Here is a 24,822-nt window from a genome sequence, read left to right as displayed (position 1 = left end):
TTTTTTAAAACCTTTTAACATTCACTCTCTTGGCATTCTTTACACCACACAAACATTTTCATGTCATGGCTGATCAGCTTGGCTTGATATTTTTTAACGACTTCGTTCTGGCGGTGTTCAATTTCGGGGTCTGCAAATTCAATGATCTTACCGCAATGCAAACAAATGATGTGATCATGGTGTTCTTTAGCCGCAATTTCATAGCGCCGGCCGCTTTTTGAAGTCTCTAAAACACAGATAAAATTTTCTTTTTCTAAGAAATTCAAAATGCGATAGACTGAAGAAATGCTGGTGTTTTTGTCCTTTTGGCGGATAGAATGCGTGATTTCTTCAGGGCTTAGGTGTGTACCGCTGCGATACAAAACGCTCACCACTTCTTCTCTTTGTTTTGAATTTTTGAGTCCGTTTTTTTTGATAGACATCCTCAAGCGCTCTAAAATAGATTCTAAAGTTTCTAATCTTTTCATGCTGATATTTCCCTTATCCGTAAAATGATTTTTATAACTAGAATATTATTATACAATAATAATGCGATGAAACATAGATAAAACTCATTATTATTTTAATTTAATCAAAAAATATTGATTTTTTATTACCATTGTCGCATTTTAATGTAACTTATAAGATCAATTTCTTATCTTATCAAGCCATTCTAAAAGGGTTTTTTCAAACCCTATGCCTTGAGAAGAAACCAGATTTAGGGGTTTTTCTAAATAATCTTGTTTGACATAGCCGTTATAATCATGCGGGTAAAGGTAGTCTTTAGCGTTAGGCAACAGGTGTTTAGGAATAGGGTAGAGTGAGCCCTTTTGAACGCAATCCAAAGCCTGATTGATCGCTCTATAAGCCGTGTTAGACTTGGGTGAACAAGCCAGATAAATCACGCACTGGCTTAAAATGATGCGCGCTTCAGGGTAGCCGATTTGTTTGACTGAAAACAAGCAAGAAGTGGCTAAATTAAGGGCGTTTGGGTTAGCGTTACCAATATCTTCGCTCGCAAAAATCACCAACCTTCTGGCGATAAATTCCGGGTTTTCCCCGCCAGCAATCAAGCGCGCCAGATAATAAATGGAAGCGTTTTCATCGCTCCCTCTTAAAGATTTGATTAACGCGCTAGTGAGGTTATAATGCGTATCATCGCTATAAGATCCGTCATTTAGGCTATGAGGCCGTAAGGATTGCAGCGTTTTTAAAGTGATAGGATCTTCTATTTTAGCGCTCAAATCTAAAAGGTTTAATAACGCTCTAGCGTCGCCAGCGCTGTTGTTTAAAAGATAGGTTTTAGCGTCAGGCTCTATTTGTTTTTTGAGCAATGTTAAAGCTTTAATGCAAAGCTTGTCTAAATCGCTCTTTTTTAGGGGGGTTAATTCAAAAATAAAACTTCTTGAGCGGATCGCATGGCTTAAACTGTAATTAGGATCTTGCGTGCTAGCCCCTAAGATTAAAGCGTGATCTTTTTCCATAATGGGGAGTAAAAATTCTTGTTGGGTTTTATTCAATCTGTGGGTTTCATCAATAAAAACAACGGGTTTTAAAAGGGTGTTTTGGTAATTTTTAAGCTTAAGACGCAAATCCTCTAGTTTAAAATCCGTCGCATTGAATAAAAGAATGGGGCGCTCCAGCATGCAGGCGATGATTTGAGCCAGGCTTGTTTTACCCACGCCAGGAGGGCCATAGAAAAAGGCATGGGGGAAGTGTTTGGATTGTAGGGCTTTAAATAAGGGGGCGTCTTTCCCTATTAGATGCTCTTGGCCTAAAAAATCTTCTAGGCTTTTTGGGTTTAAAAGCGAAGTCAGGCTCATTTTTTAAATAAAATCAATTCATAAAAATTAGTAGGGGTGTTCAAATTTTTCGTTGGGGTTTTGGTGTTTTTAGAGTGTTTGTGCAGAGCGTCTTGCAACTCTTTATTGAGATTGTCTAATTCATCAAGCTTTTCTTTTAAACGCAAGATAATATCCACGCCCGCAAGATTAACCCCCATATCCCTTGTAAGGCGTAAAATCGTTTTGATTTTGTCCATGTCTCGTTGGGAATACAAGCGCATTTTCCCATCAGTCCTGCTAGGCTCTATCAAACCCTCTTTTTCATACTGGCGCAAGGTTTGAGGGTGCACGCCTAGGATTTTAGCCACGACGCTTATCAAATAAAGCGGTTCATCATAATCGCACACGATTCCTCCTTACAATTCTTTTTCTAATAACGCTTTTAACTCATTAGAAAGCGTTTCAGTTTTAGGCAAAATCAAACGAGCTTGCAAATACAAATCCCCCACATGCGAAGTTTTTCTGTTTTTGATCCCTTTTTCTTTGATGCGGAATTTTTGCATCGCTTTGGTGTTAGGGGGAATGGTTAGGGTTAAGGTTTTATGCCAAGTAGCGATTTCAATTTTCCCTCCAAAAAGAGCCGTTTTTAAGGGTAAATCAAAGATTTGGGTAATATCGTCTTTCTCGCGCCTGTAAATTTCATCTTCTTCAATATGGATCTCTAAGAGCAAATCGCCCCTACCCGTTCGCCCCATTTTCCCCTTGTTGCGAACCCTGATTTTTTCGCCCTCTTCCACGCCGATAGGGATTTTAAGGCTAAAAGTCTCATTATTGATGCTCACTTGTTTTTTATTGCCTAAAAGGGTGTCTAAAACAGAGACATTTAAAGTGGCGGTCATGTCTAAATTTTCAGGGGCGAAATTGGAAAAATTAAAGCCAGAAAAGCCTTGCGAGTTTTGAGAAAATCTTTGCGAAAAGCCTCCTTTCCCAAAAATAGAGCTTAAAATATCGTCTAAATCTTCACTAGCACTGCGGCTTTTTGCAAAATCGCTGAAATTCTGCCCGCCAAACATGTTATCGCCAAACTGATCGTATTGGCGGCGTTTTTCTTCGTCGCTCAAAATTTCATAAGCGGCGTTGATTTCTTTGAATTTTTCTTCGGCTTCTTTGGTTTTATTCAAATCCGGGTGGTATTGTCTGGCTAAACGGCGGTAGGATTTTTTGATTTCATCTTGGCTGGCGTTTTCGCTCACGTTTAAAGTTTGGTATAAACTCTTGCTCATGAATCACCTTTAAAATAGTTTTATTAGAATACTATCATAAATCTTTAGTGTTAGTCAATCAAGTTTATTGATAATGCTTTTAGGTAATGGAGATTTTAAACCCGTTTCAGCGCAATTAAAAGGAATTTTAACTAAAATATTGAGTTTAAATCCACGATGAGTTTTTAATGCAGTATAAGAAAAATAAGAAAAGATATTATTATTTAGCGTTATGGATCCTTTTTTTAAATGGTCTGTCTTTGAAAGCTTTAGAAATCGCAGTCAAACCTTTTGGCTATCTGGGGCTATTGTATAATCAAGGGGCGCAAAAAAACCCTCACAGCTATGTGGGGGCTTTAGCGCGCCTTGGGGTGGATTTTTCTTATAGCAACGGATGGTCCTTTGGCATTGGAGCGATTGGAGCTTGGAATGTTTATAACAAACAGCGTTTGGCTAACCTTTACATCAGTCTGGGGAATTTTTTTGGTAGTTCTAAAAATGTTAAACCTTATTTGAGCGCTGGCAATGTTTCTGATGCGTATGTTCAATACACTAACCAGCGTTTTAAAATAGCTTTAGGGCGTTTCAATACCGATTTTGTGGATTTTGATTGGATAGGGGGCAATATTCAAGGGATTTCTGTAGCTTTTAAGCAAAATTCCATGCGTTATTTTGGGATTTTTATGGATAGCATGCTTTATAATGGGCATCAAATCAACAAAGAGCAAGGGAATCGGATCGCTACTTCCCTAAACGCTCTAGCGTCTTATGACCCTGTGTCTAAACGCTTGTATGTGGGGGGGGAAGTGTTTGTTTTAGGCGCAGAATACAGGCATGAAAATCTTAAAGTGGTTCCTTTTATTTTAACGGACACCCGCTTGCCTTTGCCCACTCAAAATGTTTTAGTGCAAGTGGGGGGTAAGTTGGAGTATGACGCTTCTTTAGCTAAGGGTTTCACTTCGCACACTCTAGTGCATGGCATGTATCAATACGGCAACACTGATAGCGCCACCAACGCTAAAAATGCCGGCTTGTTTTTGATCGATCAAACTTTTAAATACAAAATTTTTAATTTTGGAACGGGTTTTTATATCGTTCCGGCAAGAAACAATAAGGGCTATCTATGGACTTTTAATGACAGGACTAAATTCTATGGCCGTGGGATCAACGCGCCCGGCGTGCCAGCGATTTATTTTGCAAACTCCAGCATTTCAGGCTATGTTTTTTTAGGGCTTAAGACTAAAAGGGTGCGTTTAGACGCGATGGTGGCTTTTGGGGATTACCAAGAATATTCTTTAATGAGCAGTTTTAGGGTTTGGACTTATAGGAGTTTGTCTTTTGATATGGGTGGGGGGTATGTGTATGCTTACAATTCTAAAGCCACGAGAAAAAGTCTTGGAAATAGTTCTTTTGTCTTTTTTGGGAAGTTTTTGTTTTAAAAAATACCATTTTACAATCAATAGTGAAGAGTTTGCAATAAAGCAAGCGATAATTTCTTTTTTAAAAAATCAACATTAAAAGAAGTTTTTGTTTCAAGAAATTCTTTTAAAATCAGGTCTTTGGGGTTTTTTAGGGAAAAAAGTTTTTTTGAACTCAGGTTCCCATAGTTTGATCACGCCATGGCGGGTCATCTGGTGCATATTGACTAAACGCATGTTTAAAAGAGCCTTTTCTTTAGCTTCGCTGTCGCTCAAATCTTCTTTAATTTTGAACGCTTGAATGATCTGTTCCCACAGCTCATGCTCTTTAGCGTCTTCGTTTAAAAAATCTTTATAGTTGAAGCCGCCAATCCCTTTAACCCCTTTAATATTATCCCCCTTATCCCCCACAACGCACTGATAATAAGCAAAAAAATGAGCCTCTTTTTGACTCACATTAAAAAAAGCGTTGGTTTTCAAGTTGAAATGAGAGCCTCTATTGGAATACAAAATATCCTTATCCATGCTGGCTATCACGTAATTGTTGGGGTCTTTCTTTTTATAAAATGAGATAATATCATCGGCTTCATATTCAAAACAATGTTCGCCCTGGATTTTAGCCCCTTTTTTTAGGGGGTATTTTTCTACGATGGCGATTTTTAGGGTTCTTAGAAGGGCTTTAAAATCTTCATCAAATTGGTGGCGTTTTTGTTTGTAATGATCGCACAGCTGGTAGCGGAAACTCTCTTTGCCCCTAGTGATAAAAAAAAGCGTTTTAGAGCAACGGGTTTTGCGCATGATAGATAAAATTTGAGTGGTAAGAAAGATTATGCCCACTTCTTGCAAGCTGTAAGCGGCGAATCTTTTAGGGAGCGTTTTATTAGAGAGCAAACGCCTAACAATATTAGGGATCACGCAATCAATGTCTAGTAAAAGAGTTCTTGAATGCATGAATCTTGTTTTGTTAAACGCTTGTCTAATGGTTAATCCTTAAGTTGAATTTCTCTTTTTTAAAAGTTAAACTATTATAGTAAATATATAGCAAATAATAAGTTATTTTAATAATAATTAACTCTATTCTCATTCAATACGCTAAATTTTGAGAGGTTATCGCTTGCTTTAGCTCTTTTGATTGTAAAAACGCTTTTGGCATTCTTGCATTTTATGATCAAACGCCCAACGAAAACAGGGCTTAAGGATTTTCTTTTATTTGCGCGGCAAATTATACTTCCGGCGTTTTTCCCAAAGGCTTTTGCGGCTAATGCCAAGCTTGTTGGCCAATTCTGTATCGGTGCAAGTGGAAGAAAAATGCCTGATCGCTTCTTTTTCGTATTCTTGAATGGAAAGGAAAGTCGTGTGGTTATTAAACAAAGATAGGGGTTTATTGCCGCATTCAATGCTCACAATTTTAGGAAATTCTAGGGGTTCTTTATGGGTATAGGACAAAACAATAGGGCATGAACGGGCCAATTCTAACAATTTCAATTGCTCATCTTTTTTAAGCTCTTCTAAATGCATGATGTAAAAAGGGCGTTCTAGTTTATCTTTATTCTTGTATAGATCTTTCCAAGTGGTATCCTTTAAAGAGAAAAAAGAAAAATCCATTTGCCTTTCTTTAGCGTATTGCAATAAATAAGCGTTCGCAAGCTCTTGAGAGGGCGTGTGGATGATGAAAGGCGGCCTATAAGAAAAATCTTTAGGCAAGGGCAATTCCGCATGGATAAAGTCTAAGTAATTTTCATAAAATCCCAAGCGAGCGGTCATTTCTTGGTAGGCTTTGTGGTATTGGATTTTACGCAACAACTCGTCCATTTTAAAAGGCTTTAGAATATAATCTCTCGCTCCCGCTTGAATGGGTTTATTCACGCCATCTTCATTGACATGCGAAGCCATCATGATAATGATTTGCTTGGAATTATAACGCACAAAATGTTCGCAACGCCCTTGAGTGCAAACTTTAGAAGAAACCAAAATCACATCATAAGGCTCTTTATTTTCTTCTGAAATGCTAGAGATGATCTCGCAAAAATGCCCTAAATCATGCAAATTATGCGAAATACTCCTGGCTAGCGCTAAATCGTCTTCAATGATTAAGATTTTCATCAATTCTTCCTTTTATCGCGTTTAAAGTTTTTGTTTATAACGCATGCTCACATGCGCTTGGACTAACAGCCCTTCTTGTTGGCCAATGAACCCCATTTTTTCCATTGTGGTGGCTTTCAAGCTGATTTGAGATTTTTCTAAACCTAAAAGTTGGCTCAAATTCTCTAAAATCGCCGGTTTGTAAGGGGTGATTTTAGGGATCTCGCTAAAAATAGTCGCCCCCATTTCAAACAATTCAAACCCAATGCTTTGAGAAAAATCCAACACGATTTTTAAAAGCTCTTTAGAAGAGGCGTTTTTGTATTTGGGGTCATTATCAGGGAACCATTCGCCAATATCCCCCCCTTTAATCGCTCCTAAAATCGCATCAATAACCGCGTGCAACAAAGCATCGCCGTCGCTATGAGCCTTTAACCCAAACTCGCAATCCAAAACAACCCCCCCTAAAACCATAGGCTTATCTTTAATGAACGCATGCGTATCAAAGCCCATGCCTATAAAAGTGTCTTTTGCTGGGTTGAAAAAGAGCGCGAAATGTTTCAAATCGCCGCTCGTGGTGAGCTTGTGCAAATCCTTACTGCCTTCAATATAGCTCACACGATTAGGGAAAGCTTGTAAAATCGCGCTGCTTTCATCTTTAAAATCCCCTTGATTTAGGGCTGATTGGAGCGCTTTGGTGTGGCTTAATTGCGGGGTTTGAATGAGTTTGATCGCTTCTCTATCTAAAGCTTCGTTATAATAGATCGCTGTGTCATAGCAAGGCAAGTAAGGAGCGATGCAATAATGGCTGGTTTGTTGGAGGGTTAAAAACAAACTTTTGAGCGCTTCCATATTGGCTAAACCCCTAGCCGCATCACTGGTGAGCGTGTAAGCGCTATCAATCATTTTTAAAGCGTTACGCACGGATTCTTGCCTTGATGCCCCGCCTTTTACAAGCTTGATTTCAGGATAATGGCGTTGGATGTAAATATAATCCAATTCGCTTACGACTAAAAGGATTTCTTTAAAGTCTAGGGCTTTTTTAAAGCTTTCATAAACGCTGAGCCATAAGGGGGTATGATTAGAGCGCAGCCATTGTTTTTTGATTGTTTGAGAAAAACGCCTAGATTCCCCAGCGGCTAATAAAACAACGCTCGTTTGTTTAACAAGCGTTTCTAGCGTTTCTTTAGTTTCAAAAGGGTCTTCTTCTAAACTTTCTAAAGAGAGTTTAAAAGCTTCCCCATTCACTCTAATCAAAGACATGCGACTAACAACCCACCTCTATCATTTCACCAAAATGATCCTATAACCTTGATTCAAATCTAAAACTAAGAATCGTTTGGGTTTGCCTTTATACTTTTCTAAAGCATGGTTAAAATCCGCAACGCTTTTAACTTCAACCTCTTCAATTTTTGTGATAATGTTACCTTGCCTAAATCCGGCTTGCTCTGCTGGGGAATTTTCATTCACTTGAGAGACTAAAACCCCTTGAACATCATCGCTCAAACGCATAGACCTTTTGGTTTTTTGGGTTAAATCTTCTACTTGAAGCCCGTTCAATTGGCCTTGCGCGCCGTTTTGAGCAGAAATGGTTTCTTTTTTGTTAGGGTTTTTCCTTTCAGCAAGTGTGAGGGTGAAGGCGCGTTCTTTTTTGTCTCTAATGACCTTTAAGGTTACCCTTTGATTGGGTAGCATAGAGCCGATTAGATTTCTCAATTCGTTCGTGTTTTTAACCTTTTTGCCATTGACTTCGGTGATCAAATCCCACACCAAAATCCCTGCTTTTTTAGCCGGGGAGTCTTTTTCTACGCTAATGACTACCGCCCCTTCTTTATTGTCATAAGAATTTTGCAAATCGCCGCTCAAATCTTGCAAGCCCACGCCCAAGTAACCTCTTTCAATCTTACCGGTTTTGATGAGTTGGGTTACAATATCTTTAACCATGTTAGAAGGGATGGCAAAGCCAATGCCGTGGTTGCCCCCAGTTTTAGAGATGATAGCGGTATTAATCCCCACTAACCCTCCACGGCTATCAATTAAAGCGCCGCCGGAATTTCCAGGATTAATAGAGGCGTCTGTTTGAATGAAATTCTCATAGCTGTTGATCCCAATCCCGCTTTTATTGAGCGCTGAAACAATGCCTTGAGTAACGCTTTCACCCACGCCAAAAGGGTTACCAATCGCAAAAACCAAATCGCCCACTGAAATATCGTTAGAATCAGAGAATTTGATCGTGGGCAAGTTGTCTTTAGTGATGCGAATCACGGCTAAATCGCTTTCAGAATCCGTGCCTACTAAAGTAGCGGAATATTCTTTATTGCTCCCTGGAATGGTCACTTTAATCTTATCCGCGCCATCAATCACATGGTTATTAGTTACAATATAGCCGTCTTTAGAAATGATGACACCGCTGCCTAAAGCCCTTTCCATTCTTTCTTTAGGGATCATGCCACCCAAATCCCCAAAAAATTGTTGGAAAAAGGGGTCATTAAACACACCGCCACCTATAAAATTGTTTTTAATCTTTTTTTCAGTAGAGATATTCACCACCGCCTTAATCGAATCCTTAATAGAATCGTGGTAAGAATAGATCGTATCGTCTTTAGAGGGGACACTCACTCGCTCTTTAACTTTGGGCATGTTTTGGATTTGGATATTGCCCGCATTCAAGCTTAACGCTAAAGCCAAAGAGATAAAAAGGGTTTTTTTCATCATGGTTACTTCCTTGATTAATGTCAATTTCAAAATTAAAAAGAGATTATATCAAATCTTTTTTGTTATTTTCATTAGCTTTTTGTGTAAAATAGTATCCAATGTAACAAATAACAGCAAAAACAATCGTTAAAATCATCCCAATGCGTTGATCCTTATCCATAGCTGAACCAATCACGCCGATGACACACCCAGTGATCCCTATGAGTTGCAAAAAGGGCAGGAAAGGGGCTTTATAAGGCAAATCCTCTAAAGAATGCCCGGCTTTTAAGTATTGCTTGCGGAAAGAATATTGCGAAACAGACACGCTAACCCACACAATAATCACCGTGAAACTGATCACATTAATCAAAGCTTCCACGACATTTTCTTTGGCATAAATTTGGACTAAAAGCCCTATGAGAGAAAAAGAAAGGGAAAAAAACATCGCATAAGTGGGCGTGCCTTGTCGGTTGAGTTGGGAAAAAACCTTAAAAAACATCTTTTGTTTGGACAGCCCATAAATCATGCGGCTCGCTCCATAAAGCCCTGAATTAGCGGTAGAAAACATCGCCGTAATGATAACAGCGTTCATTATATCAGCCACATAAGGGATACCCATGCCAATAAAGGGCAAATTGATGCGCTCTAAAACGCTCACAAAAGGGCTTTGCGCGATAGAAGAATCGTTCATGGGCAAAAAAACAGAAATGACAAACACAGAGCCTAAAAAGAAAAAGACAATCCGCCACAAGGTCGCTTTAATCGCTTTGGGCATCACTTCGCTAGCGTTTTTAGTCTCTCCCACAGCCACCCCAATCACCTCTGTGCCAGTGAAAGCAAAAATGACAGCGAGCATCGCGCTAAAAACCGCTGCGCTTCCGTTAGGGAAAAACCCTTTATCGCCAAAATGGAAGTTATCAAAAATAGAACTAAACCCATGCAAATAGATTTGATAAATGATCCCAATTACGCCAATGCTTATAAAAGCGATCACCGCTAAAACTTTAATCAGGCTAAAGAAAAATTCGCCCTCGGCAAAAATTTTAACCGAAAAAAAGTTCAATAAAAAAACTAACGCAATGCATAAAATAACCCAATAATGGATAGGAATATTTACAAACCAGCGTTGCATGAGCATGCCTATAGCGATGTATTCTAACGCCACCGTGATCACCCAGCCAAGCCAATACATCCAAAAAACCATATAGCCCGTGCCAGGGCCTATGAATTTAGCCGCATAATCTCCAAAACTGCCCGTAGTGGGATAAACGCTAGCCAATTCGCCTAAAGAGAGCATGATGCAATAAACCACAAGCCCTCCAAAACAATAAGCGATCAAGGTCCCTAAAGGGCCAGCGTTCGCAATATTACCCCCAGTGCCTACAAAAAGCCCTGTGCCAATCGCTCCCCCAAATGCAATCATTAAGAGATGGCGCATTTTCATGTCTCTTTTAAGCTCGCCTTGTTTTTGCGTTATTTCTTGATGCGTTATCTTTTGATTGTCCATGCGACACCTCCTTAGATTGAAAATAAAAATAGCTTGAATTATAACAAAAATAAAATAAAATGATTTTTTTTAATTGAATATTGAAAATAAAATTTAAAAAAAACGATCAAAAGCATTTTTTAAAGATTAAATAGTAAAAGAGCTTGATCAAGCGATAGTTTTTTAAGCGTTTTAAGGTTTTTTTAAAAAACGCTAAAAACTCCTTTTAAAACATTAAGATTTATAATATTTAATCGTGTAATCTATCCCCGAATAAAGGGTTAAAAAAACCGCTATAGCCACAAGCACATAAGAGTAAGTTACATCAGCCAATAAAGCGCTAATCGCTACGACTTGAGAAACGGTTTTATACTTGCCTAACGCATTGACAGGAATATCCTTTTTTTCATTAGCGGCTAAGACTCTAAGCCCTGAAATAAAAAATTCACGCCCTAAAATCACAAACGGGATCCACGCATTCACACGATCCAAATAAACTAACCCTAAAAACGCGCTCAAAATAAGGATTTTATCCGCTAGAGGGTCAAAGATTTCCCCAAAGCGCGATTTGGCTTTATAGCTTCTAGCGATATAGCCGTCCAATAAATCCGTGAGCGCGGCAAACAAAAAAACCAATGAAGAAATCATGTTGATGTGAAAGGGGGTTAAAAAACTAAAATAAGTGCGCGTGTTTAACAATAAAAATAATAAAAATAAGGATAAAACAATGCGTAAAATCGTCAAAAAATTGGGTAGGAGTTTTAAAACTTTCATGCTTTCAAAAAGACTTGTGAAAAATTCAAAAACGCGCGTGCCAAAAAGCCAAGCGCCACACACATTAAAATCACAGCGATCGTTAAAAAAATGATAACTAACGCTTGCACTAAAATCCCTAAAAGAGCCAACATGAAACTAAAAAGCAACAACCTAAACCCGCTTAAAAAAAACCTTTCTTGCGTATAAAGGCTCAATTCTCTATAGAGTTTGTGCAAATAAAAAAGAGAAACCCCATTGCCGATTAGCGAAAAAGCGTTACTGGCGTTAGGGATAAGATAGCTTAAAAGGGCGCATAAAATCACCGCTAAAAAACTGAAAGCGAAATTTTCAAAAAAACTCAAATGGCGTGTGATTTTAGAAAGCCTGTAAAAACCAATCGCTCCGGCAATAAACCCAATCGCACACAAAAAAAGAGACAATAACACGATATAAGCCAATTGATTATTGAAGAGATTAGAAATGTGAAACGATTTTGCCCCACTTGAAACAAGAAAAAGCACCAACAAAACAGCCCCACACAAAGGGGCGAAGAAATAGCCCAACAAGCATTTTTTAATGGATTGCAACTCTTTGTTTTGGTGGATGTGGATAATGTTTTGCAAGAAATATCTTTATTTAAAAGTGGTCCCGCCATCTACAACGATCGTTTGCCCTGTAAGCCAACCGCTTTGGGTTTCATCGCATAAAAAATAAGCCGCTCCGGCTAGATCGTTAGGATTGCCCATGCGTTTTAGGGGCGATTGCTCTTCTACTTTTTCTTTAATCTCCACATAATCAGGGAAAGCTTTCAAAGCGTCTGTATCAATAGGCCCACCACTAACCGCATTCACTCTAATGTTAAATTCGCCTAAATCCACAGCAGCGTATTTGACCATGGTTTCTACGGCATTTTTAGAATTGCCATGCCCGGCGTAATTGGGCATATAGACCAAATTCCCGGTAGAGCTTAAGCTCACGATCGCTCCGCCGCCTATTTTTTGCATGCGTTTTGCCGCTTCTTGAGCCCCTACCACAAACGCTAACACGGTGGCTGTGTAAATATTGTTTAACCCCTTAGGTTTTAATCGCATAAACGGCGCAAATCCGCCCACGACAGAGCGCCCATAAATAATAGCGTTAGAAATAAAAAAATCCACTCTGTCAAAATCAGCGTCAATTTGCTTGAAAAGCTCTGTGTATTGCTCAGGCTCTAAAACATTAAGAGGGTAGGCTTTGGCTTTAATGGAATATTTTTGCTCCACATCTTCTATGATTTTGTTGGCTTCTTCAACATTTTTATTGTAAGTGAAAGCGATATTCACGCCGCTTTGAGCGAAGCGATACAATATCGCCTTGCCAATCCCTCTAGTCGCGCCGCTGATCACTAGGGTTTTATTTTTCATGTGATTGGAACCATTCATGCAATTACCTCATATTGTTGTAAAGTTTTTTCTAAAAGTTTGATCGTTTCTTTGCTTGGAGCCACTAAAGGCAGTCTGTAACTTGGGTTTTCAATCAAGCCGGCTAAATGCATAGCCATTTTAATAGGGATGGGATTTGTTTCTACAAAAAGGGCTTGGTGCAAACAAAAAAGCTTATTTTGGATTTCTAGGGCTTGTTGGTATTTTTGTTTGAGCGCGCAATTGACCATTTGTGAAATCAGATTAGGCATTAAATTACCGGTCACTGAAATCACGCCGCACCCCCCTGAAAACATGATGGAGTGGTTGAGCGAATCTTCCCCACTAAAAATTTTAAAATCTTTTTCATAATAATGCAATTCTGTTACTCTTTTCAAAGAGCCAGACGCTTCTTTAATGGCTTTAATGTTAGGGACTTCTCTAAAGAGTTTGAGAGCGGTTGGGACTTCAATAGACACGCCTGTTCTACTTGGCACATCATAAAGCATGACAGGGATTTCCACTGATTGAGCGATGGTTTTATAATGTTCAAACAAGCCTTGTTGGGTGGGGCGGTTATAATAGGGGCTTACGCATAAAATCGCATCCGCGCCGATTTTTTGAGCGAACTTTGCTAAAGAAAGGGACTCGCTCGTGGCGTTACTGCCCACGCCGGCTAACACTTTCATGCGCGAATTTGAGAGCGTTTTAGTGTTTTTGCAAGTTTCTATGGCGATTTCAATGCAACGCATATGCTCTTTGTGGGTGAGCGTGGCGGATTCTCCTGTTGTGCCAACAGGCACGCATGCGTCCATGCCCTGAAGAATTTGGCGCTTGATCAAGGCTTCATAAGCGGCCTCATCAACGCTCAAATCTTTTTTAAAAGGCGTAATTAACGCGCTAGATGAATGAAATTGCATGTTATAAGGCTCTTTTAAGGTTTCAAAAACACGGTGGTTGATTGGGTGTCTTTAAAATATTCATTGGCCACACGCACCAAATCGCTCACTTTTAAATCCAAAAATTGTCGCTGGTAATCCGTCAAGCCTTGAATATCGTTTTGCACTAAATAGTCCGCAAAAAGCCCCGCAACATCGCTAGAACTTTCTAAATTAGAAATAAAGTCAGCTTTTTGATTGATTTTGAGTTTGTCTAACTCCGCTTGAGTGATTTCGCCTTTTTTAAGCTTTTCTAAAAGCACTACGATTTCTTTTTGTAAATCTTCGGCTTTGATATTAGGATTACCCCCCGCAATGAATAAAAACACGCTTTCATCTTGTAATTGCATGTTGTGTGAGAAAGCTTGAGAAGCCAAGCGTTTTTTATCCACTAATTCGCTTTGCAACCACGAGCTTTTGCCTTCGCCTAAAAGCTTGCTTAACGCGTCTAAGGCGACTTGATCTTTATGCTTGAAAGCAGGCACTTTATATCCAAGGGCCACCCATTCTAAATGGACCCCATCTTTATGCACGACTGCCGTTCTGGCTCCATCTTGCTTAGGCTCTTTCATATAAGGGGTGGGGATAGCTTTTTCATCAAGGTTTTTTAAGGATTCAAAATGCTTTTTACTCAATTCAAAAACCTTTTGGGAATTGACATCACCTACCACCAAAACGATAGCGTTTTTAGGCTGATAATAGAGCGAATGGAATTTTTTAATGTCTTTTAAAGTCCAGTTTTGAATATCGTCCATAAAACCGATGGGCGTCCAATGGTAGGGGTGATAGACATAAGCGGTGTTAAAAAAGCGGAAATAAAGCATGCCGATAGGGGAATTATCGGTGCGCCATCGCCTTTCTTCAGTGACTACTTGACGCTCAGGCAAAAACTCATCTTCTTTTAAATTCAAAGAACCCATGGTTTCAGCGAACAATTCTAAAGACTTATCCAAGTTAGCTTGACTGGTTTTAATGAAATAGCGTGTAATATCAAAACTTGTAGAAGCGTTACTCACGCCCCCAAAACGCTTAACGATCTTATCAAATTCGCCGGCTTTAAGGTTTTTGGTGCTTTTAAAATTCAAATGCTCCAACATGTGAGCAATCCCGCTCTTGCCCATGACTTCGTTTCTAGAGCCGACTTTATAAAGCACATCCACTTCTATAACCCCGGTTTTATTTTCTAAGGGGACGCTCACGACTTGCAACCCGTTTTTTAAGGTAACGCTCTCATGTTTGGGTAAGTAAGATTGTGCGTGCATGCTCACTCCTAAGGTTACTGATAAGACAGAACAACGCCTCAAAAGTCTTTTAACAGAAAAATATTTCATCTTAAATCCGCTCCTATAGCCTCTTTGACGCTCAAAAATCCATCTTTTTGGAGTAATTTTACCAAATCTTTAAGAATATTTTGGCATAAATTTGGCCCTTTGTAAATAAAAGCGCTATAAATTTGTAACAGACTCGCTCCCATTTTAATCCTTTCATAAGCTTCTTTGGCATCGCTAATCCCCCCCACAGAAACAAGAATGCTTTTATTAAAAAAGGCTTTAGCCAATTCTTTAAAAATTTCACGGCTTTTTTTAGTCAAGCATTTCCCGCTCAAGCCCCCCATTTCTTTAGGAGCGAACACCAGGCTTTTATCAATCGTGGTGTTAGTCGCAATAATCCCATGCGCTCCTGATTCAATAGCGCTATTGACAATTTCTAACATGTCATCTGTTTCTAAATCCGGGGCGATTTTTAAAAATAAAGGTTTATGGGTCATTTCTTTAGCCATGCAAAAAAGCTCATTCACAAACGCTTTATTTTGTAAATCCCTTAAATTAGGGGTGTTGGGCGAAGAAAGGTTGAAAGTGTAATAATCGCCAATGTTTAAACATTTATTTAAAACTGCCTTGTAATCTTCTAGGGCATGCGCTTGCTCTATGTGTTTGTTTTTGCCTAAATTGATGCCAATAGGGGTTTTATAGGGGGCGAAGCGCTTAAACGATCTTACTCCTAAAACCGCCCCATAATTATTGAACCCCATCGCATTTTGTAAGGACTCTTCTTCAATGTGCCTAAAAAGCCTTGGTCTTTCATTCCCCATTTGCGCTTTATTGGTGAGAGTGCCTGCTTCTAAATAGCCAAACCCAAAAGCAATTAACGCCCTGAGCATGGAAGCGTTTTTATCAAAACCGGCAGCTAAACCTAAGGGGTTAGGGAAATGCAAGCCTAAAATTTCATTTTCAAGCTTTGGGTTTTTATAACCCCATTGAGAATCAATCAAACCACACAAAAAAGGCGATGAAGAAAGCGTTCTTAAAATCTTGCAAACTTTTTCATGCGCGTCTTCAGCGTCCAGGCTAAAAAGATATTTTTTTAACAATGAATAAAGCATTTAAATCCTTATCTTTTATGATTTGAACGATAACCCTTAAAAGGTTTTAAGGGCTTGTTTTTCAAAATAATCCTGCGAATTTAAAGGATCGTTAGGGTTTGAAACTTTACTATAACAACCTTTAGAATTTAACTCGTAGCGTTTCAAGGTGTCTTTTAATTGGACTTCTAAAATATGCAATAATTTATTAGCGATCTTTGGGTTTGTGGCGGGAATGAGCAATTCCACGCGCCTTTCTAAATTCCTGGGCATTAAATCCGCGCTAGAAAAATAGATATTTTCATGTTTAAAATAATAAATGCGTGCATGTTCTAAATATTTCCCCACAATGGAATACACCCTGATATTTTCACTCAATCCCTTGACTTGGGGCTTTAAACAGCAAATCCCTCTAATAATGAGATCGATTTTAACCCCTTTTTGGGAGGCTTGATAGAGCCATTCAATGATTTCGCTATCCACTAGAGCGTTGGCTTTTAAAATGATATAGCCTTCTTGTTTGTGATTCATTTCATTTTGAATGAGTTCAATGATTTTAGGCTTGATCTGTTTGGGCGCCATAAAAAGCGTTTCTAGGGCGCTATTAGTCGCGCTGCTCGTAAGCAAGGAATGAAAAAGCTTGATAATGTCGTTAGCGATTTCATTTTTAGCGCTAAAAAAACTCACATCGGTATAGATTTTAGCGCTCAAAGGGTTGTAATTGCCCGTGCTTAAATGGGTGAAATGGCGTAATTGGTTGTCTGTTTTTTTAGTGATTACGAGCATTTTGGCATGCACTTTGAGTTTGAAAACGCCATAAACGACTAACGCGCCCGCCCTTTCTAAAGCTTTTGCCCAGTGCAGATTACTTTCTTCATCAAAGCGCGCTTTTAATTCCACTAAAACGCTCACTTGAATCTTGCTCGCCGCTTCAATTAAGGCTTTGACAATGGGGGAATGCTTGCCCACACGATAAAGCGTCATTTTGATAGAAAGGGTGCTCGGATCGCTAGCGGCTTGCTCTATGAGATCAATCACAGGCTCAAAACTTTCATAAGGATGAAACAGCAACAGATCTTGTTTTTCTATGGATTTAAAGAGATCGTTTTCATTGAAATGAGGGTGGATTTTGGGCGTGAAATTGGGCGATTTAAGCGCTTTAAAATCGCTATGATTGACTAATTCCCACAAATCCCCTAAATTGAGCATGATCGCACTCTTATAGGCATGCATGCCGGTGAGTTTGTGCTTTTTGTAAGAGTGGGTTTGAAAACTCCTTAAAGACGCTAAAAGGGTTTTTAAAAGCTCTTGACTCCCTTTTTGGGTTTGCAAGCGCACGATTTCGCCTTGATTTCTTTTCCTCAAACTCTTACTCATCAAATCCGCATAATCATGCGCTTCATCTTCAGTGATGGCAATATCCGCATCGCAAGTTACCCTAAACGCCATGCAATCTAAAATCTCATGCTCTAAAAACAATTCTTCTAAATGCGCTTCTACGATTTCTTCAGCCAGCGCAAACAAGCCCTTTTCTAGCTCCACAAAACGGAAGATAAAAGAGGGGAGTTTGATGAGTGCATAGGAGGTAATTTGAGTTTCTTTGTCTTTAATGCGGGCAAAAAGCGCGAAAGTCAGATTCGCTAAAGGCGGGAAAGTGTGCGAAGAATCCAACTTAAAAGGCAAAACTAACGCATAAAGTTGTTCTTTAAAATAGGTTTTAGCCTTAGCTTTTTGCTCTAAATTCAATTCATTATAGGGGGTGATGCAAAGCCCTTTTTTAAAGAGTAGGGCTTGGATTTTTTGAAATTCTAATTCCCTTTCTTCAATTTCATGCGCTAAATAATGCTTGATTTTTTCTAATTGTTCTTCAGGGCTTGCGCCATCAATGCCTTTAGAGGCGATTTTATGCTCATAGAGTTGTTTAAGCCCTGCCACTCTTATCATGTAAAATTCGTCTAAATTCGTGTCATAAATGGCTAAAAATTTCAAGCGCTCTAATAAAGGCAAGCTCTCATCTTTGGCTTCGTTCAAAACCCTTGTGTTAAAAGCTAACCATGAAAGCTCTCGGTTAAAGAAACGATTCAATAAAAATCCTTTCAATCATCATGTTTAAAAATTGATTTTGTTTAGTGTGATTATATAATGAAATGATAATGATTGAAGCTTTTTTAAAAAGTCATGGTCGGAGTAGCGGGATTCAAACCCACGACCTCACCCACCCCAAGGGTGCGCGCTAATCAGGCTGCGCCATACTCCGCAATCAAAAAGGGAGATTGTAGCGCGAGTTTGCTTAGTTGTTGTTTAAAAACTCTTTTTTGTAAAACTTCATTTTTTGAATAAAACTTCATTTAACCCTAAAAGATCGCTTAAAATTTTTTTAGCGTTTTTTGGGTTGATTGTTTCTATAATAAACGGACGCAAGTAGTAATCTTTTGGTTTTCTCTTTGGTTGCGGTATTTGGAGTGTGTTAGGGTTGGGGGTAACAGTGGGTGGTTACCTCAGAAAGGAGATAACCTAACATGAGACTAGTAATCATAGTTTTAATGGTAACCGCAATGCCATTATACTAAAATTTTGGCTCTGGCGCAAGAGCGCTGGGGTCAAATTTTACTAGCGGATTTGACTCAAACTTTTAATTTTTGAAACTTCTTTTTCTTTAAAAAATTTCTTTTAATGACAAAACTTCTCTTTCTTGTAACTAAAGGGTTTTTACCCCTTAAAAAAGTTTTGTTCTAAAATTTTTCATTTAGGTTTGACTTGTTGTTTTAGGAGTAGGGGGAGTAGAAAATCTCTGATTTGTTCTAATTTTTTAGAAGTTCTAGTGTTAATGGATATAAGCGTGAGTAGTGGCATCATAATTTGATTAAATTTTTTAATTTCATGCGCGGACGGCATGTAAATGGGATATTTTTTAAGCAAATTTTTTTGTAAGTGTTTAAGGCTAGTTCCTTGAAAAAAGCTTTGATTGATATGGTTTTTTATACTTGAGAGCAGTAAATATAAATAGTCGCTAAATTCGTTAGCGCAAATACACCAAGTATCCGTTGAATAAGAAGCTTTGCCTACATAAAATTTAATACCAGCATTACCCCCAGTGTTTAAAAAGCAATTTCTGCCATCAATGATCGCTTTAGGATAAGATAGGATATTATCTCCGCTTGTAAAAAAGGGGTATTTATCTTGGGTTTTTTGAGCGTTTTTAACCATAATACTAGATTTAGGATTTTCAATAATAATTTGTTCTAGCTTTGCATTTTTAGGTTTGTATTTGAAATAATATTCATAGATTTTATAAGCGAGCGTGTGTAAAAGCTCATTGATTTTATGGTTGTTCTCTATTTTTTGATCTAAAACAGAAAGCGTGCGGGCGATTTTTTGTTGTGTTTCTAGTGGTGGTAATAAAATTTGAAACATTTTAATATTATCTTTAGTAATAGTTTTTGTAGTTGTCCCTTTTGCCATTAATCTTAATCTTTTTTCATTGTATTTTAATATGTAAAAAATAAAATACTTATTATAGTTTTTTTTAATTCTCAATAAAAATAAGTTCATGCCTAGAGAAACAGGTTTGTCTAATCTTGGCATAAAATATACCGCTCCAGCATTAGCAATTTTATTGATTAAAATATCTTGATGTAATACTTTTGATTTTGATAAAAAATTATAGGCTTGTTGGTTTATGTAAATTAGATTTTTTCTAAAATCATTTTTTTCAAAATTTGTAGTCCTTATCATAATAGCAAAATTTGGCTGTTCTAGTAATGTAACATTTTCTTTTAATGTTTTGTAAGAACCATTTGAATGGTAATCTGTTAAAACTTCTAATATATCGCCAAGTTTTACAATTTGATTTTTTTTAGTATTACATGTTTTATTATCACTCAAACCTAACCCCTTTTAAAGTTTCTAAAATTTCTTGTTGCAAGCTCTGGCTTTCATCAAAAAGGCTTGTCAGTTCGCTTGAATATTGTTGCATCAAGTTTTCAAACTCCGCTTGGCTGATTTTCTCGCTCGTGTCTTCTATGATGAAATACTGCCCGGGGTTTAGAGAATAATTTTTTTCTGTAATTTCATCAAAAGAAACTAGGGCGCAAAAATCCGCTTTTGGGGTTTTATTTTGAAAAGTTTCTAAAATCAAACCAATATCGCTTGTTCTTAAGCGCGTTTTTTTGTTTTTGTTTTCGGTGTATTCTTCGCCGAGTTTGGAAGCGTCAATCAAAACCACTTCATTGGTGCTTGGCGTTTTTTGAAAAAAGATGATGCTCACGTTAGTGCCGGTGTTGGCAAAAACTTGACTGGGCATGCAAACCACCCCATAAACGAGCCTTTCATCCACTAAATGCCTGACAATCTTATTTTCTACCCCGCTTTTAGCGCTAATGAATCCGGTTGGCACGATAATAGCCCCCTTACCCTTATTACTAAGCATGTTCAAGCAATGCTGGAAAAAGAGCGTGTAAATGGGCATTTTGCTTTTATCGTTTTTAGGGATATTAGGCACGCCTAAGAAAAAATCGTTTTTGTTTTGCGAAATCTCGGCATGCTCGTTGGAAAAATCCAGCTTGAAAGGGGGGTTACTCACGATGTAATCCATTTTCCCCTTATATTCTTTAGAATGGTAGGGGTTGGTCAAGGTGTTTCCCTCAATGGCGTTTTTTAAAGAGTGGGTCAAGTCGTTTAAAATGAGGTTGAGTTTGAGCATTCTTAAGGATTTTTGCGAAATGTCTTGGGCATAAAGGGTGCAAGAATCCGTGCCTATTTGGTGGGCTAATGCCATTAAAAGCGTTCCTGTGCCAGCGCTTGGGTCATAGATTTTGACGCTTTGAGTGGGTTCGCTCACTAAAAGTTTAGCGATGATGCTAGCGATGCTTAAAGGGGTGTAGTATTCGGCGTATTTCCCTCCGCCGGCGTTATTGTAATCTTTGAGTAAGTATTCAAAAATGGGGGCGAAGAAATCATAGCCTTGTTGGTTTTGTAAGTTTAAAAAAGCTTGTTTGAAATTAAATTTTTTGAGTTTGTCTAATAAAACTCTTGTAAAATTAGCCCTTTTAGACTCTTCATTAATGTATTGTGAGATGCTTTCAAATAAGGCGATAGTGGTTTTGTCCGTGCTTGTGGTGTTGAAAAGCTCGGCATTATTGCTAGAAATACGATTAAAAATAGCGTCTAGCTTTAGGTGTAAATCGTTATCGTTAAAATGTTTTTCAAAAAGATAGCTTAAAAGCTCATCATAGGCGAGTTTGGGGAGTCTTTTATCGGTTAAGGTAATAAAGAAATCTTCTTTTTCTTCCTTGTTAAAGTCTTTGTAATCTTGTATCGTTTGGTTGGGGAATTCTTGTTCAAAAAGGAATTCAAACTTATCGCATAAGAATTTATACAAAAAGCATTGCGTGATGATCTTGTATTCGTTGCCGTCGTTCCCTAAACCAAGACTCGCGCAAGTAACTTTTAAATCATCAATGAGGCTTAGGGTGTTTTGTTTGATTTGCAATAAAGCGTTATTAGGCATGCGGATTTCCTTGATGGTGGTTTTGTGTGAGTTCGTTAAAAAGGGTTTGAATGATAAGTTCTTTTTCTTTTTCCAAATCTTTTAAGGAGGGGTTTTTTTTGAAAGCGTCATTTAATTCTGCTTTTATGGCATTTTTTAGGTAATATTCTTCGTTTAAGATTTCTTGACGCTTAAAAATACGCGCATCAATAGCGCTTTTTAGAGTGCTTAAAAGCGTGAAAATTCCCGTTGGGTTATAAATGTTTTGTTCCATAAGGCGCTTATGAAGGCGTTTATGCGTGATCGCATACGATAAATCATTATCGTATTTGTTTAATAAGTGGGTGGTTTGTTCTTTGTGTTGTTTGAGTTGTGAAATGATCGCATCATAGGAATGAGAAATTTCCTCAAAATTCTGGCTTGTTGCGGTCGTTTGGAGCAGGTTTGAAAAGTCTTTGTAAAACTTTTGGATTTCTTTATCTTGTTGATCCGGGATTTTTTCTAAAATCTCTTTAGCTTGCTTTTGTTTGGCACTAATTTCTTCTTGTTCTTTAAAGCGTAATTCTTTGCGTTCTTTAAACTCTATTTTAAAGTCTAAAAGAGCGATGAGATCTTCTAAAACAATTAAATCGTTTGGGTTTTTAGGCTCATTGATATTTTTTAACGCATGGAGGTGTTTGGCTTTTTGATGAAGCATTGAAGAGATTTTATTGATCTTTTCAATATCAATTTTTTCTTTTAATGAAAGGATTTTTTCATCATTAGAAGTGCGGATTAAATTGTAGCGCTCTTTGAGCGTGTTAATGGCGCGTGAAACTTTTACAAGCTCGTTCATTGCGCTCATACCAACAATGGCGCTAGTCATGCCCTCTATATCGTCAATGGGGTAATTAAAAAGATCATCATAGGCGTTTTTAATGTCTTCTTCTAAAGTTTTACAATCTGCAAAGATGTCTTTGATGTTAGAATCGCTATTGGCACCGCTTTGATTGAATCGGTTTAATTCTTTCAAGTAATCATCAGTCGTTTTGTCAAAATTCTCTTGAATCCCTACAAAATCTATAAGATAGCCAAAAGACATGTTGTTATAGGAGCGATTCACTCTGGCTAGGGCTTGGAGCAAATTGTGATCTTTTAATTCTCTGTGGATATAAAGGCGTTTGAGACTGGGTAAATCAAAGCCGGTTAAAAGCATGTTAAACACAAAGACTATATCCGTATCTTCATGTTTAAAAGAATGAATCTTTTCTTTGACTTCTTGTTCGTCATGCAAAATGAGACTGAATTGGAGTTTGTTTAAAATCCTTAAGTTAGGGTTTTCTTGTAAGACTTTTTCTTGGACTTCATTAAAAAGCCAATTAGCCAATCTGGCTTGCTTGCTTGAAAAACAAACCACCATAGCCTTTAAGCGTTCATCATCATTCAAACGCCTAAAATCCAATAAATCTCTAATGATATAAGAGAGCATTTCTTTAATGTATCTTTCATGATTAAAAATCGTTTCTTTTTTAACTTCTATGTCTTCAATAGTGATGCTTTCTTGTAAAAGTCGATAGATTGCTTGTAGTTTTTCTTTATAACTCTTTTCAATGATTTCTAATTGGAGTTTTAGGGTGTGTTTGTCTTTAATGGATTCTGTATAAGAATAGGTGTGCAAGTAGTTGCCAAAAGTGTTTTTAGTGGCTTTATCTTGCGCGTTGTCTTCTAATAGGGGCGTGCCTGTGAGGGCGATTTTGATGGCTGTCTTGTCGCATTCTATCAAATTAGCGTAAAAGCAACCTTTAGGGTCATAGCTCCTGTGGGCTTCATCTATGATAAACACCCTTTGTAAATCGTGGCTATCTTTTGTCGCTTCTTGTAATTCTGTTTTAGAAATAATTTCTTTAGGAGCGCTAGAGAGGTCTTCATTAGGGGCTTTTTCTTCATTGGGGGCTTTGAATTTTTGGATATTCACAACGATGATTTCATCATTCCCTTGAGGGCCTTCAAAAACGCTAGAGTTTTTTAATTTTTGGCTCAAATCCTCTTTATTTTCTGCCTCATGCACACAAAGGCCTCTTTTTAAAAACTCGTTTTTGGCTTGCTCCAATAAATCCAACCTGTCCACAATAAAATAAAATTTAGTCTTTTTGTTTAGCGGGCTAAAAAAGTCTTTTATGAGTTTGGTTAAATGGTAGGTTAAGGCGGTTTTACCGCTGCCTTGCGTGTGCCAGATGATGCCTTTTAGGGGATCTTTTAGGTTCGTTTCATAATGCTTTTGCAATTCTTTTAAAACATTCAAGCTCGCAAACATCTGTGCATAACGCCAAATGTGTTTTTTAAACTCTGATTTTTCTTTTAAGAAACTGATGCCGTATTTTAGGATAAAGCAAAGCCTTTTTGGAGAGCAAAACGAAGTTAAAAGGGAGTTTGTGGGGGTGTTTTCAAGGCTTTTTGGGCAGTCGGTGTTTTTGAGGTTGAATTCGTTTAAGACGCTTTTTTGAATTTCTTCAAGCGATCGATGATTTTGATGGTTTTCATCATTTTCGGGGGGGGGGGGGGGTAATATCTAGCTTATTGGCTTCAACAAAGCGTTGGAAAATGGGCGAATAAGAAGCGCTATAAAACGCGCCTTGATCGGGGTTGTTTTCATCATAGGGTAAGTTATCGCTAAAGAGCCAGATTTGCGCAAGGTTATAAAAAACTTTGTTTTCAGGGTTTTCATAGCGTTGGATATGGCGATCTTTTTCTTCTTTAATGCCTTGTTCGGCGAAAGGCTGTTTAACTTCTATATTCACCAAAGGCAAGCCATTGATAAAAAGGGTGATGTCAGGCCTAAAGGATTTGTAGGGTAATTCAGCCATCATTTCATAAAGATTGTTGTTAGGGTTATCAAAGTCTATGATTTGATGCTCGCTTTTGAGCAAGTATTCATAAAAGCTTTTGCCCAAATCATCATAATTCAAGCGTTTTTTCATTTCAGCAAGCGTTTCTTTTGCGTTTTTAGTAGGGTTTGAGCACTCAAACGCTTGAGTGAAACTATCTATTAAAATATTGGTGGCGGTGTCTAGGTTAGGCTTATTTTTTTGAGAAATAAAGTTATAGCCCAACTTGGCTAAATGCATCAAGGCAGGGATTTGAACCCTTGTGATTTCATTGTATGGCATGAACACCCCTTTGATTTAAGGTTGTTA

21 protein-coding genes, 1 tRNA gene and 1 pseudogene are annotated in these 24,822 nt (G+C 38.0%); 2 read left to right on the top strand and 21 right to left on the bottom strand.

Features of this window, described 5'->3' with window-relative positions:
- Window positions 1-14 precede the first annotated feature (14 nt).
- The 4 genes from fur to DQL14_RS06915 all read right to left on the bottom strand — a co-directional run bounded on the left by fur (window position 15) and on the right by DQL14_RS06915 (window position 3,046).
- Entirely contained in the window at window positions 15-467 is a 453-nt protein-coding gene (gene fur / locus DQL14_RS06930; RefSeq protein ID WP_079341223.1) for a ferric iron uptake transcriptional regulator, read from the bottom strand.
- 159 nt (window positions 468-626) lie between these two features.
- Window positions 627-1,802, bottom strand: a complete 1,176-nt coding sequence (locus tag DQL14_RS06925) for a replication-associated recombination protein A (RefSeq protein ID WP_108169203.1) — start codon at window positions 1,800-1,802, stop codon at window positions 627-629.
- Window positions 1,799-2,170 carry a heat shock protein transcriptional repressor HspR gene (locus tag DQL14_RS06920; protein ID WP_000332994.1) on the bottom strand — a complete coding sequence of 124 codons (372 nt, stop codon included), beginning with the start codon at window positions 2,168-2,170 and terminating at the stop codon, window positions 1,799-1,801. The genes DQL14_RS06925 and DQL14_RS06920 overlap by 4 nt, the downstream gene beginning before the upstream one ends.
- 9 nt (window positions 2,171-2,179) lie before the next feature.
- On the bottom strand, window positions 2,180-3,046 hold the full coding sequence (locus DQL14_RS06915) for a DnaJ C-terminal domain-containing protein (protein ID WP_108169202.1): 867 nt from the start codon (window positions 3,044-3,046) through the stop codon (window positions 2,180-2,182).
- Between the two features lie 167 nt (window positions 3,047-3,213).
- On the opposite strand from DQL14_RS06915, the gene DQL14_RS06910 reads away from it, so the two are divergent.
- Window positions 3,214-4,464 (top strand): hypothetical protein, encoded by a 1,251-nt coding sequence (locus tag DQL14_RS06910; protein WP_108169201.1) that lies wholly within the window; start codon window positions 3,214-3,216, stop codon window positions 4,462-4,464.
- Window positions 4,465-4,557: 93 nt separating this feature from the next.
- Here the strand turns inward: DQL14_RS06910 and DQL14_RS06905 are convergent, their stop codons facing one another.
- From DQL14_RS06905 to DQL14_RS06825, 16 genes are all read right to left on the bottom strand, one after another.
- Window positions 4,558-5,394 (bottom strand): 5'-3' exonuclease, encoded by an 837-nt coding sequence (locus DQL14_RS06905; protein ID WP_108169200.1) that lies wholly within the window; start codon window positions 5,392-5,394, stop codon window positions 4,558-4,560.
- A 255-nt stretch (window positions 5,395-5,649) separates the two neighbouring features.
- Window positions 5,650-6,546: an OriC activity response regulator gene (locus tag DQL14_RS06895; protein WP_000697532.1), complete on the bottom strand. Its 897-nt coding sequence runs from the start codon at window positions 6,544-6,546 to the stop codon at window positions 5,650-5,652.
- 21 nt (window positions 6,547-6,567) lie between these two features.
- Window positions 6,568-7,788 carry a bifunctional 2-C-methyl-D-erythritol 4-phosphate cytidylyltransferase/2-C-methyl-D-erythritol 2,4-cyclodiphosphate synthase gene (locus tag DQL14_RS06890; RefSeq protein ID WP_108169199.1) on the bottom strand — a complete coding sequence of 407 codons (1,221 nt, stop codon included), beginning with the start codon at window positions 7,786-7,788 and terminating at the stop codon, window positions 6,568-6,570.
- A gap of 21 nt (window positions 7,789-7,809) precedes the next feature.
- A complete protein-coding gene (locus DQL14_RS06885; RefSeq protein ID WP_000976634.1) occupies window positions 7,810-9,240 on the bottom strand; it encodes a Do family serine endopeptidase in 1,431 nt (476 codons plus the stop codon).
- A gap of 43 nt (window positions 9,241-9,283) precedes the next feature.
- Window positions 9,284-10,726 (bottom strand): amino acid permease, encoded by a 1,443-nt coding sequence (locus DQL14_RS06880; RefSeq protein WP_108169198.1) that lies wholly within the window; start codon window positions 10,724-10,726, stop codon window positions 9,284-9,286.
- 213 nt (window positions 10,727-10,939) lie between these two features.
- On the bottom strand, window positions 10,940-11,479 hold the full coding sequence (pgsA, locus tag DQL14_RS06875) for a CDP-diacylglycerol--glycerol-3-phosphate 3-phosphatidyltransferase (protein ID WP_033764380.1): 540 nt from the start codon (window positions 11,477-11,479) through the stop codon (window positions 10,940-10,942).
- The gene (locus tag DQL14_RS06870) at window positions 11,476-12,084 is read right to left on the bottom strand and encodes a hypothetical protein (RefSeq protein ID WP_108169196.1); all 609 of its coding nucleotides are present in this window, start codon (window positions 12,082-12,084) and stop codon (window positions 11,476-11,478) included. Before DQL14_RS06870 ends, pgsA begins: the two co-directional genes overlap by 4 nt.
- Window positions 12,085-12,093: 9 nt before the next feature.
- A complete protein-coding gene (locus DQL14_RS06865) occupies window positions 12,094-12,882 on the bottom strand; it encodes an enoyl-ACP reductase (RefSeq protein ID WP_001014507.1) in 789 nt (262 codons plus the stop codon).
- Entirely contained in the window at window positions 12,879-13,781 is a 903-nt protein-coding gene (gene dapA, locus DQL14_RS06860; protein ID WP_108169195.1) for a 4-hydroxy-tetrahydrodipicolinate synthase, read from the bottom strand. The genes DQL14_RS06865 and dapA overlap by 4 nt, the downstream gene beginning before the upstream one ends.
- Window positions 13,782-13,795: 14 nt before the next feature.
- Complete coding sequence (gene pqqE, locus DQL14_RS06855) at window positions 13,796-15,130, bottom strand: zinc protease PqqE (protein WP_108169194.1); 1,335 nt, start codon at window positions 15,128-15,130, stop codon at window positions 13,796-13,798.
- Entirely contained in the window at window positions 15,127-16,182 is a 1,056-nt protein-coding gene (locus DQL14_RS06850) for a quinone-dependent dihydroorotate dehydrogenase (protein ID WP_108169193.1), read from the bottom strand. Before DQL14_RS06850 ends, pqqE begins: the two co-directional genes overlap by 4 nt.
- Before the next feature lie 36 nt (window positions 16,183-16,218).
- Window positions 16,219-18,246 carry an RNA degradosome polyphosphate kinase gene (locus tag DQL14_RS06845; RefSeq protein WP_108169192.1) on the bottom strand — a complete coding sequence of 676 codons (2,028 nt, stop codon included), beginning with the start codon at window positions 18,244-18,246 and terminating at the stop codon, window positions 16,219-16,221.
- Window positions 18,247-18,340: 94 nt separating this feature from the next.
- Window positions 18,341-18,418: transfer RNA gene (locus tag DQL14_RS06840), tRNA-Pro, on the bottom strand.
- Between the two features lie 485 nt (window positions 18,419-18,903).
- Window positions 18,904-20,046: a restriction endonuclease subunit S gene (locus tag DQL14_RS06835; RefSeq protein WP_108169191.1), complete on the bottom strand. Its 1,143-nt coding sequence runs from the start codon at window positions 20,044-20,046 to the stop codon at window positions 18,904-18,906.
- Window positions 20,039-21,670: an N-6 DNA methylase gene (locus DQL14_RS06830; protein WP_108169190.1), complete on the bottom strand. Its 1,632-nt coding sequence runs from the start codon at window positions 21,668-21,670 to the stop codon at window positions 20,039-20,041. Before DQL14_RS06830 ends, DQL14_RS06835 begins: the two co-directional genes overlap by 8 nt.
- Window positions 21,663-23,942 (bottom strand): DEAD/DEAH box helicase family protein, encoded by a 2,280-nt coding sequence (locus tag DQL14_RS06825; protein WP_231952825.1) that lies wholly within the window; start codon window positions 23,940-23,942, stop codon window positions 21,663-21,665. Before DQL14_RS06825 ends, DQL14_RS06830 begins: the two co-directional genes overlap by 8 nt.
- Before the next feature lie 55 nt (window positions 23,943-23,997).
- Between DQL14_RS06825 and DQL14_RS08785 the strand changes: the two genes are divergently transcribed.
- A complete protein-coding gene (locus DQL14_RS08785; RefSeq protein WP_269459359.1) occupies window positions 23,998-24,132 on the top strand; it encodes a hypothetical protein in 135 nt (44 codons plus the stop codon).
- Here DQL14_RS08785 and DQL14_RS08720 read toward each other — a convergent pair.
- Window positions 24,116-24,795, bottom strand: a pseudogene (locus DQL14_RS08720) (type I restriction endonuclease). The gene DQL14_RS08785 and the pseudogene DQL14_RS08720 overlap by 17 nt on opposite strands.
- Window positions 24,796-24,822 lie beyond the last annotated feature (27 nt).

The sequence above is a fragment of the Helicobacter pylori NCTC 11637 = CCUG 17874 = ATCC 43504 = JCM 12093 genome (assembly GCF_900478295.1).
GTDB lineage: Bacteria > Campylobacterota > Campylobacteria > Campylobacterales > Helicobacteraceae > Helicobacter > Helicobacter pylori.
Note: the sequence above shows the minus strand (reverse complement) of the source record. Positions and strands in the feature narration are given on the sequence as shown.